Below are 6,625 nucleotides of genomic sequence, written 5' to 3'. Positions count from 1 at the left end.
GGGGGTCAATGTTTTATTTCAGCTTTTTGACAATTAAATGAATTTAGTATGAAAGCTATACAAATAAAGGGCTGCAGAGCTTTATTTGCCTATTAAACAACCAACATATGAGCAGTTAAACTATGTGCATACATAAAACTACAATATTAGGTGCGTTAGGCTAAGCCAACTACAGTTTTTAGTTGGCGTTTAATAAAGTCTTACGTATGCCGTTAATTAAAAACTATAATTAAAGCCTGCGTAATAGCGTCGTCCTGAATAGCTTGAATTAAGTAACCGTGCATCTGTATCATCACCTAAACGCGTTACCGATTCCGACTTAGTTAAATTAATAACAGCAGCTGTTAAGCTTAGCCCTTCATACAAATTAACCGATGCATTAACATCAACCTGTTCGTACGGATCTTGATATACATTTAAACCACTATTAAGGCCTAATACTGTCTCCCCTCGTTTGTTATATGAAGCGCGCACATTAAAAGCGTCACCTTCATAATAAACAGAGGTGTTGTACTGATACTTTGCACTGCCTATTAATGCCGATTGACCAAACTCTTTACCATTTACGGTTACATCTGCTTTGTTAGTTTTGTTATAAGTGTAGTTTGCGTAAAAACCAAAACCATTATCAAACGCATGCTGAATAAATACTTCCGCGCCTTTAGATATTGCATCGGTACCATTACCTACAGTGCTATACGGAGCTATATTGATAATACCGGCATCTACTATATTATTTTTACCGGCAAAGTTTTGCTCTACATCAATTACCAGTGGCACAACAAAGTTATCTACTTTCTTATGAAAAAGTGCCAATCCAACCGCAGAACCCTTTGCATAATAATACTCAATAGATAAATCAGCTTGCACCGATTCAAATGGCTTCAAGTTTTTATTACCACCACTGCCGCTAAAACCTGGCTGTTCATTAAATTCAGCTCTATCATTTGCCCATTCATCCGATACAAACGTAATACGCTGCTGCGCACCTAAATCGCTGTAATCAGGACGAGACATTACTTTTGCTATTGCCCCACGAATAACTAAATCGTCAGTTGCATCCCACGCTATATTAAAGCTTGGTAGTATTTGAGTGTCTTCGTTTTGCTGAGTGACTAATTGATAGTCTTCTACAAAGCGTGCGTCACCAGTTACTGGCTCGCCTGTTTCGTCATTTGTGTGATCTAATTGGTAGGTATATAAGTCAGTAGATGAAGTAAGTGTTTTTGTTTGCACAACACGCACGCCCAAATTACCTCTTACTTCACTAAACTCAAAATCGCCTTGAATATAAAAAGCAGATATTTTTTCTTCAATGTCGTAAACAAAGTTATCTTCAATACGTGTATAAGGTACATAGCTAGTAGTAACCATATCGCGATATTTATCCCAGTCGATACTTGGCATTTGGTTTATATCAAAACCCCCTACTATATTACTCTCACTAGTAAATACATTTTGAGCTAATGGCATTCCACCATTCCATTGGTGGCTGTCAAAACGCGTAATACCTTGCTCGCTTGCTTCGCCCGCAGCAATATCAAAATTAGGATCTAAAAAGAAGGTATTACCAGTTTCACGATGAAGCGTGGAGTTACGGTATTTAACACCGGTTCTAATTGTTTTTAAAAAGCCCCAATCAACATAAAAATCCACATCAGCCTGGTAGTAATCTTCCTCAAGCTCACTGCGTACAAAACTTGAGTTTGAAGAGCCCGCATCACGACCGCCTCCAATTCCACTTTGCAAGTTAGCTAGTGTATTTGGGTCAATATTAAGTGATACATTATTTTGATTGAGTGACCAGCCAGCCGTTTGAGCAGCATTTTGAATAGCAATGGCGTTTTCGCCCGCGTTTGAACTTTTATATGCAGCTTCCCAACTTTCTTCTGGTCCTCCTTCTGATTTTGTATTACCCACGACAAAACGCGCTTTAAAATTATCGCCTTCATAAGTTAAATTAAAATCAAAGGTATCGGAGGTGGATTCTTCACGTACATAACTGCCGCGCATCCATGGAAACTGCATATCACTTTCAATACCGCTTGCCATCGCATCGTATTGCATACCTGTAACAATAGCGCCCGACTCATCAAGATTTACATCAGTTAAAAAATCAGAATTTAAAGACCACTCAGGTATATCAATCACAGATTCAGTTCTGTCTTGGCCGAGTGTAAAGCCAAAGTAATTAAATCCAAGCTCTAAACGATTTGTTGGTCGCCACTGTGTACTAACTTGAATTCCTTCGCGCTCACGTTTTTCGTTAAGAACTGAGCCTCGCACAACTTGTGGAAACCAAACACCATCGTAACTGTTGCCGTTTGCATCATTAATAGTATCCCAACCATTATTGTTATTAACTGCGTTACCATTTATATCTGTAGGTTGTCCACCGCCAGTGTAGCGCCATACATTTGCATCAGTTCCTCCCGAAAGTGTCCTGTTTGTTCGTTCCTGATAGGTATAGCCAACTAATACACCAAAGTTTTCGTTGTCGTTTTTCCATGAATATAAACCCGTAAACTGCGGTTCGTACTCTTTTGTAACATCAGCGTAAGTACTCTCTACATTAAATGCACCTGAGTTTGCATCCATACTCAAAGGCTTTCGGCTATGCATTAATACAGTACCACCAACCCCTCCTTCATCTAAGCGTGCCTCTGGCGATTTATAAACCTCTACACTTTCAATCATCGAAGACGGTAACAAAGCATAATCAAACGAACGCGAAGGCTCTCCCGGAGAAGACGCAATAAAATTACCATTAAGCTGTGTAAAAGTTAGCGCCGACGACAAACCACGAATACTGACTGATGAACCTTCTCCGCCGTCACGCTCAATTACCACACCAGGTACACGCTGAAGAGAGTCCGCAACGTTTTTATCAGGGAACTTCCCAATGTCTTCCGCTGTAATTGCATCAACCACTGAGCCAGACATGCGTTTTACATCTAAGTTTTCGGCCATACTTGAACGGATGCCACGTACCTCTATTACTTCCATATCTTTTGTGTGCTGCGAGTTTTCGTTTTCTTGCGCTGCAAAAGCACACGTAGAACCCAAAGCAGAAAAAATTGATACATAAAGTGATGACTTACAAAACGTTGAAAAAGGGAAAGGGTATATACTTGCTACTATCATGTGAGAGGCTGTTCCATTTAAATCTGCTCATAAAACTAAAGCGAGAAGTTAGTCCTTTTACGCAAATTATTCACGTAATGGCAAAAATTGTTCCCAATTCTACACAGCCAAACTTAACCGTTTGTTAACCAACAATATTAAATTAAATAAACGTCTCTTTTAACTGTATTTATACCTATTAAATGAAAGTTAAAACCCAGCCCACACATCAAATCCGCTCTCAATTAACAAACTAAGAGCGGCTTTGTGGTATTTAATAGCTTAATGAAATAATTACAGTGCAAAAATCATCATAAAGTGTATACAAAAAAACGAAGGGGATAATTAGATGTGGTAGTCAGCAGTTTATACTTTAAAAAGCAAAACTGCCGGATGATATTTGAAAGAAGTAACAATTGCTAAATAGCGCTTGGTTAATCAAGCGTAGCAATAACCACTGAAAGCTCGAGTAATGTCGGCTTTCCACCATAATAATTGGTATCTATATGATAGCTATTACCCACCCAGAAAGGTGCTTTAGTTGAGTTATGTCCATGTATTGAAAAGTCGACTCCATGACTTTTAACTACCTTATTTTGTTTAACTACTTCGCGATCCCACAATAGAGATTGCACAATCACCGATTTATCATCAGGGTAATTTTCCCAATCCCACGATTGGGCAAATGTATGAGACAACCCAATTTTATAACCACGATATTCAAGTACTATCGAAAGAGGCTTAGTTAGTAACTCATCGCACATAACATTGAGCTTTTCACTCGATACCGACTTGTGCCAATTGCCACCATTGTCAGTCCATAATTTAAAAGCCGCTTCATCATTACTTAATAATGATTCCAACATTAAATGCTCATGATTACCTAATATCATACATGCCCTAATGGCTTGTAAGTATGTGAATAAGTCATATGTTTTATCCCCGCGATCAACAAAATCGCCTAGGCAAAACAAAGTATCTCTTTCAGGGGTAAAATTTACGTTATTAAGTGCGTTTTTTAAGGCCGGTAAATCACCATCAAGATCGCCAATTACAAACACTCGGCACTCATCATTAATAAATATTGCTTGTTTTGAAGATACAGCCTGAATAGCGTTAATACCTATATGCAAAATAGACTCCTATAGAATGCAATCTAAAACTTAGATTAATACTTGAGTTTATAAAGCCTTAAGGTAACACAATATAATTGATAATTAATGAAGGTAATAAAATTTGATTGAAACTAAAAATGCATGACAGCGGACTTTAACTACAAGCTAAATAAGTAATGTAGATAGTTTTTAGCCAATAGTAAAAAGCGGCTTAGCAAAATACCTGAACAAGTTATAAGTTCGTTAGCAGCACAAACTTATCAGCCAGCTCATCTAAACTTTCACGCTTATTAGGATCGGGCTTTATACAGTCAATAGGGCAAACACTTACACAAGTAGGTTTATCATAATGCCCTACACACTCAGTACATTTACTTGCATCTATTTGGTATATTTTAGCGCCCATATAGATAGCCTCATTAGGGCACTCTGGGTCACACATATCGCAGTTAATGCATTTGTTATTTATGAGTAGAGCCACTTTTTAACCTTTTCAATTAATATCATTATAAAACAAAAAGATAAGTAAAAACAAATGTGTGTAAAGGCTAATTTTTGTGCAGTTCTAGTTTAATAAAAAACCGCTATTTTTCATTAAATCGTAACACAAATTAGTAACACAAATTTTTATTTTTGGGTGTAAATTACAGCCGCGGATTATGCCTATCTTTCTCTGTTGCTTTGTTGATCTTAATCAATAAAAATCGCCGCGAGGCCTTTATTTATATAGGTTTAATCAAAGTGAAAAAATCACTATCAACGCTTACCAAAGCTCAATACACGAAAGCGAAACTAGAATGGAAGCAACTTAAATCGCCATTTTCTATGCAGCACATAAACCGCTGTGTTATTTTGGCCTCTCAAATCATCTTTTTTGAGGAAAAAGAAAAATCAAAACAAGAGGTTAAGAAGCAAGATACGAAGCGATTATCGAAATATGAGGCACAACACAATCTTCGTCTTATATTTACCCTATCTGGAACAGTATCTTTTTACTCAGCTTTCCCTAAATCATCTGGCATAGCTAATACCAAGTTAGGTGAAGCACCTGAATTAACAATAGCAAAAGCGCGTAAGCTCACTGAACAAATGAAATATGGCGTTTTAAATAATCATAATATTAAAACTGTGTTTGCTGCTTATGAACAAAGCTTAATAGAGCGTCATAACACCGCACCCACTAAATTTGCAGCTTCATCGCTCAGAACATATCAATGCAGAATAAAAAAACTCAGGCATCATTTTCCGCTTAAAAGAGCGTTCCAGTCTCTTACAGCTGGAGAGTTAGAAAAGATTGTAGATATAATTATCAAGGCAGAGTCCAATAACCAAGCAATCGAACTTTTTGCACAAATTAGAAGAGTATGGCGATTTGCCAAAAACAAATTTAACTCAGGTAAAAACCCAGCTGCTGATATCGATGACTTTTACGTATCTGACCGTGTAGAAAGCCCTCGTCCTTGCCAAGTTTATACAGACTTAGATTCGATAGCTGAATTATGGATAAATCTAGCATCGGCCCCAAATGTACATCAAAAAAATGCTGCTCGATTTATGATATTAACAGGCATACGCCCTATCAACATTCCACAAATGAAGTGGGGCTGGCTCAATAGTATCGATTTCCCAACCTTAATTACCTTTCCGGCATCTGTTGTCGGGATTCGTGGAGAAATGAAAAACCAAAAAGAATATAAGCTGCCATTAACCAAGGCCATGCGCGCCATTATTTTAGAGCAGAGAGCCTGGATGGAAAATGCATTACCCAATTGTAACCCTGATCATATATTTCTTCAGCCTCGTGATCTGAACAAGCCATTTGCTAAAAGGTCGCTGGATAAAATCATTAAAGATTACTCGCCTGTTGATGCAGTTAAAGGAGACCTAAGAAATATTGTAATGAAAGGATCGGCAGGTGCATTTTGCACTATGTGTCGAAGCTTTTTTAAATCCAACACAAAAGCGATTATGGTTGCCAACGGCTATCATTTTAAACACGCAGAGGAACTTACCAGACTCGCGCTTCATCACCTAAGAAAAGAGGACGATCCAAACGGCTTGAATTATGATAAATCTGAAGAGCTATTTGGCACTTCAACAAAGCTAAAATTTAATGTATTCAAAATTCATGAAGCCAGTATTTTAAAAAGAGCCAAAGAACTCGAAAGCCAAAAACTCAGACTTACGGGTATGCAATGTAAACAAGCTAAGAACCTAGAAGAAAACAACCAAAAGAAAGCCCTGAGAGATAGAATTAAGGCTCATTTAGTTCACAAAGGCAGTTATGTAAACTTCATTAATCAGCCACTTTGTAGTGGTCAATAAAATTTGGCCACAGTTTTAGAATCTTGATATCTAACCTCAGATTCATTTGGCGCTAAACCGGC

The 6,625-nt window shown here is 37.7% G+C and carries 4 protein-coding genes; 1 reads left to right on the top strand and 3 read right to left on the bottom strand.

Features of this window, described 5'->3' with window-relative positions; genetic code table 11:
- Positions 1-216: 216 nt before the first annotated feature.
- The 3 genes from I6F54_RS20030 to I6F54_RS20020 form a co-directional block, all read right to left on the bottom strand.
- Complete coding sequence (locus tag I6F54_RS20030; RefSeq protein ID WP_197142792.1) at positions 217-3,144, bottom strand: TonB-dependent receptor; 2,928 nt, start codon at positions 3,142-3,144, stop codon at positions 217-219.
- Between the two features lie 413 nt (positions 3,145-3,557).
- Positions 3,558-4,256, bottom strand: coding sequence for a metallophosphoesterase (locus I6F54_RS20025; RefSeq protein WP_197142791.1), 699 nt, complete (start codon positions 4,254-4,256; stop codon positions 3,558-3,560).
- Between the two features lie 214 nt (positions 4,257-4,470).
- Positions 4,471-4,719 carry a YfhL family 4Fe-4S dicluster ferredoxin gene (locus tag I6F54_RS20020; RefSeq protein ID WP_197142789.1) on the bottom strand — a complete coding sequence of 83 codons (249 nt, stop codon included), beginning with the start codon at positions 4,717-4,719 and terminating at the stop codon, positions 4,471-4,473.
- A 260-nt stretch (positions 4,720-4,979) separates the two neighbouring features.
- Here I6F54_RS20020 and I6F54_RS20015 point away from each other — a divergent pair, with 260 nt between their 5' ends.
- A complete protein-coding gene (locus tag I6F54_RS20015; protein WP_231617061.1) occupies positions 4,980-6,563 on the top strand; it encodes a tyrosine-type recombinase/integrase in 1,584 nt (527 codons plus the stop codon).
- Positions 6,564-6,625: the final 62 nt, after the last annotated feature.

The sequence above is a fragment of the Pseudoalteromonas sp. SWXJZ10B genome, assembly GCF_015864475.1.
In the GTDB taxonomy this organism is placed as follows: domain Bacteria; phylum Pseudomonadota; class Gammaproteobacteria; order Enterobacterales; family Alteromonadaceae; genus Pseudoalteromonas; species Pseudoalteromonas arctica.
This window is presented reverse-complemented; position numbering and strand designations above follow the sequence as displayed.

What these genes read in the sequence shown, in the direction of transcription:
- I6F54_RS20030 (WP_197142792.1), bottom strand. Translation starts at nt 3,144, where the DNA reads ATGATAGTAGCAAGTATATACCCTTTCCCTTTTTCAACGTTTTGTAAG.